The sequence below is a fragment of the Mycobacterium sp. genome, from assembly GCF_050701675.1.
In the GTDB taxonomy this organism is placed as follows: Bacteria; Actinomycetota; Actinomycetes; order Mycobacteriales; family Mycobacteriaceae; genus Mycobacterium.
This window is the reverse complement of sequence record NZ_JBOGDD010001338.1, coordinates 1-3,194: the sequence shown is the minus strand read 5'-3', so window position 1 is coordinate 3,194 and position 3,194 is coordinate 1. Positions and strand designations below refer to the sequence as shown.

5 protein-coding genes are annotated in these 3,194 nt (G+C 68.0%); all 5 read left to right on the top strand.

Translation table 11 applies throughout. From position 1 onward, the window contains the following. Positions 1-358, top strand: a 358-nt coding sequence (locus ACRDUX_RS41490; RefSeq protein WP_526423501.1) for an aminotransferase class I/II-fold pyridoxal phosphate-dependent enzyme, incomplete at its 5' end; no start/stop codon positions are given. A gap of 2 nt (positions 359-360) precedes the next feature. Then, a complete protein-coding gene (gene hisB / locus ACRDUX_RS41485; protein WP_526423499.1) occupies positions 361-981 on the top strand; it encodes an imidazoleglycerol-phosphate dehydratase HisB in 621 nt (206 codons plus the stop codon). Then, positions 978-1,595, top strand: coding sequence for an imidazole glycerol phosphate synthase subunit HisH (gene hisH, locus ACRDUX_RS41480; protein ID WP_526423497.1), 618 nt, complete (start codon positions 978-980; stop codon positions 1,593-1,595). The genes hisB and hisH overlap by 4 nt, the downstream gene beginning before the upstream one ends. A 6-nt stretch (positions 1,596-1,601) precedes the next feature. Continuing rightward, positions 1,602-2,357, top strand: a complete 756-nt coding sequence (priA, locus tag ACRDUX_RS41475; RefSeq protein WP_526423495.1) for a bifunctional 1-(5-phosphoribosyl)-5-((5-phosphoribosylamino)methylideneamino)imidazole-4-carboxamide isomerase/phosphoribosylanthranilate isomerase PriA — start codon at positions 1,602-1,604, stop codon at positions 2,355-2,357. Between the two features lie 5 nt (positions 2,358-2,362). After that, positions 2,363-3,178 (top strand): inositol monophosphatase family protein, encoded by an 816-nt coding sequence (locus tag ACRDUX_RS41470; RefSeq protein ID WP_526423493.1) that lies wholly within the window; start codon positions 2,363-2,365, stop codon positions 3,176-3,178. Positions 3,179-3,194: the final 16 nt, after the last annotated feature.

Genomic DNA, 3,194 nt, shown 5'->3' with positions numbered 1-3,194 from the left:
GTATCACCTGTCCGTGCTCACTCAGGCCGCCGCGCGCGCCGCCCTGCGACACGCCGACGACACCCTCGGTAGCGTCGCCAGGCTGATCGACGAACGCAACCGGGTCTCGGAAGCCTTGGCGGACATGGGTTTCCGCGTGATTCCGAGCGACGCGAACTTCGTGCTGTTCGGCGAGTTCGCCGACGCGCCCGCGGCATGGCAGCGCTACCTCGACGCCGGCGTGCTCATCCGCGACGTCGGCATCCCCGGCTTCCTGCGCGCCACCACCGGCCTGGTCGACGAGAACGACGTGCTGCTCGACACCAGCGCGCGCGTTTCCGAGACCGAACTCGTCCAGCAGAGCCTCCGAGGAGCTTGATCATGACCATCTTGGCCAACCGCCGCGCGAGAATCGAACGCAAGACCAAGGAATCCGACATCGTCGTCGAGCTCGACCTCGACGGCACCGGTCAGACCGAAATCAGCACCGGTGTGCCGTTCTTCGACCACATGCTGACGTCCCTCGGTAGCCACGCCAGCTTCGACCTGACCGTGCACGCCAAGGGCGATGTCGAGATCGAGGGCCACCACACCGTGGAGGACACCGCCATCGTGCTCGGACAGGCCCTCGGCGAGGCGCTCGGCGACAAGAAGGGCATCCGCCGGTTCGGCGACGCGTTCATCCCGATGGACGAGACGCTGGCGCACGCCGCCGTCGACGTGTCGGGCAGGCCTTACTTCGTCCACACCGGCGAACCGGACTTCATGGTGCACTTCACGATTGCGGGGTCGAGCGCGCCGTACCACACGGTGATCAACCGGCACGTCTTCGAGTCGCTCGCCTACAACGCGCGCATCGCCCTGCACGTGCGCACCCTCTACGGCCGCGACCCGCACCACATCACCGAGGCCCAGTTCAAGGCCGTGGCCCGGGCGCTGCGCCAAGCCGTCGAGCCAGATCCCCGGGTGTCCGGGGTGCCGTCGACGAAGGGCAGTTTGTGACGACGAAAGTCGTTGTGCTCGACTATGGTTCGGGCAATCTCCGGTCGGCCCAGCGTGCGCTCGAGCGGGTGGGCGCCGACGTCGAAGTGACTGCCGATCCCGTCGCCGCCGCGGCAGCGGACGGTCTGGTGGTCCCGGGGGTCGGCGCGTACGAAGCGTGCATGACGGGGCTTCGCGCCGTGAACGGCGACAAGATCGTCGCGGAGCGGTTGGCGAAGGGTCACCCGGTGCTCGGCATCTGCGTCGGGATGCAGATCCTGTTCGCCCACGGCGTGGAGTTCGACGTGGACAGCGAGGGCTGCGGTCAGTGGCCAGGTTCCGTCGTGCGCTTGGACGCGCCGGTGATCCCGCACATGGGGTGGAACGTCGTGGACGCGGCGCCGGGCAGTGTGTTGTTCAAGGGATTGGACGCCGACACCCGCTACTACTTCGTGCACTCCTATGCCGCTCAGAAATGGGAGGGTGATGCGAGTGCCGTTCTGACGTGGGCGACGCATCACGTGCCGTTCCTTGCGGCCGTCGAGGACGGCGCGTTGTGCGCCACCCAGTTTCATCCGGAGAAGAGTGGCGACGCGGGTGCGACGCTGCTCTCCAATTGGGTCGAGGGGCTCTGAATGGTTATGAGTGACGTGCCAGCCGAAAGACCATTGATACTCCTGCCCGCCGTCGACGTGGTCGACGGCAAGGCGGTGCGTCTGGTGCAGGGCGTGGCAGGCAGTGAAACCGACTACGGCTCGGCGTTGGACGCCGCGCTGGGCTGGCAGAACGACGGCGCCGAGTGGATCCACCTGGTGGACCTCGACGCGGCGTTCGGTCGAGGGTCCAACCGCGAACTGCTCGCCGAGGTGATCGCCAAGCTCGACGTCGCAGTCGAACTCTCCGGCGGCATCCGTGACGACGCGTCGCTGACCGCGGCGCTGGACGCCGGTTGCGCCAGGGTCAATCTCGGCACCGCTGCGCTCGAGAATCCGCAGTGGTGCGCGCGCGTGATCGCTGAGCACGGCGACAAGGTCGCCGTGGGGCTCGACGTCAAACTCGAAGCCGGCCACTACCGATTGCGAGGCAGAGGCTGGGAGACCGACGGGGGAGACCTCTGGCCGGTGCTGGAACGCCTTGACGCCGAAGGCTGCTCGCGGTTCGTCGTCACCGACGTCACCAAGGATGGCACGCTCAACGGCCCGAATCTCGAACTTCTGGCCGCCGTCGCGGAACGTACCGGCGCCCCCGTCATCGCATCCGGTGGGGTGTCGAGCCTCGACGACCTTCTCGCCATCGCGACCCTCACGGACGCCGGTGTCGAGGGAGCGATCGTCGGGAAGGCCCTGTACGCAGGGCGATTCACGCTTCCCGAAGCCCTCGCCGCGGTGAGTCGGTAGACGCGATGGCGCTGGACGACGCGGATCTCGATGGGCTCGTCGCCGAGGCCACGGTGATCCTCGACGCTGCGGCCAAGCCATTCGTCGTCGGCCACCGCGCTCAGTCCGCGGTGCGGAAGAAGGGTAACGACTTCGCCACCGAGGTCGACCTCGCCATCGAACGCCAGGTGGTGAAGGCGTTGGAGGAGGCGACCGGCATCGGTGTGCACGGTGAGGAATTCGGTGGCGCTCCGATCGACTCACACCTGGTGTGGGTGCTCGACCCCATCGACGGCACCTTCAACTACGCCGCGGGGCTGCCCACCGCCGGAATCCTCCTCGGTTTGCTGCGCGACGGCGTGCCGGTCGCCGGGCTCACCTGGCTGCCGTTCACCGAGCAGCGCTACACCGCCGTGGTCGGAGGGCCGCTGTACGCCAACGGAATTGCTCAGCCCGCGCTGAAGGAGGCCGAACTGGACCAGTCGATCGTCGCCATCGGGACGTTCAACGTGGACTCACGGGGCGAATTCCCCGGCCGTTACCGGATGGCCACGCTCGAGCGGTTGAGCCGCAGGTGTTCCCGGATCCGGATGCATGGCTCGACAGGCCTCGACCTCGCCTACACCGGCGCGGGCGTGCTCGGCGGCGCCATCAGCTTCGGTCACCACGTCTGGGACCACGCGGCGGGGGTGGCGCTGGTGCGCGCGGCCGGCGGCGTCGTCACCGACCTCGCAGGCGCGGACTGGACGCCCGCCTCGCGTTCGGCGCTTGCCGGGGTGCCGAACGTGCACCGGCAGATCCTCGAAATCGCGCTGGCGGTCGGCTCGCCGGAGGACTACTGACATGGATGTCGCAGTC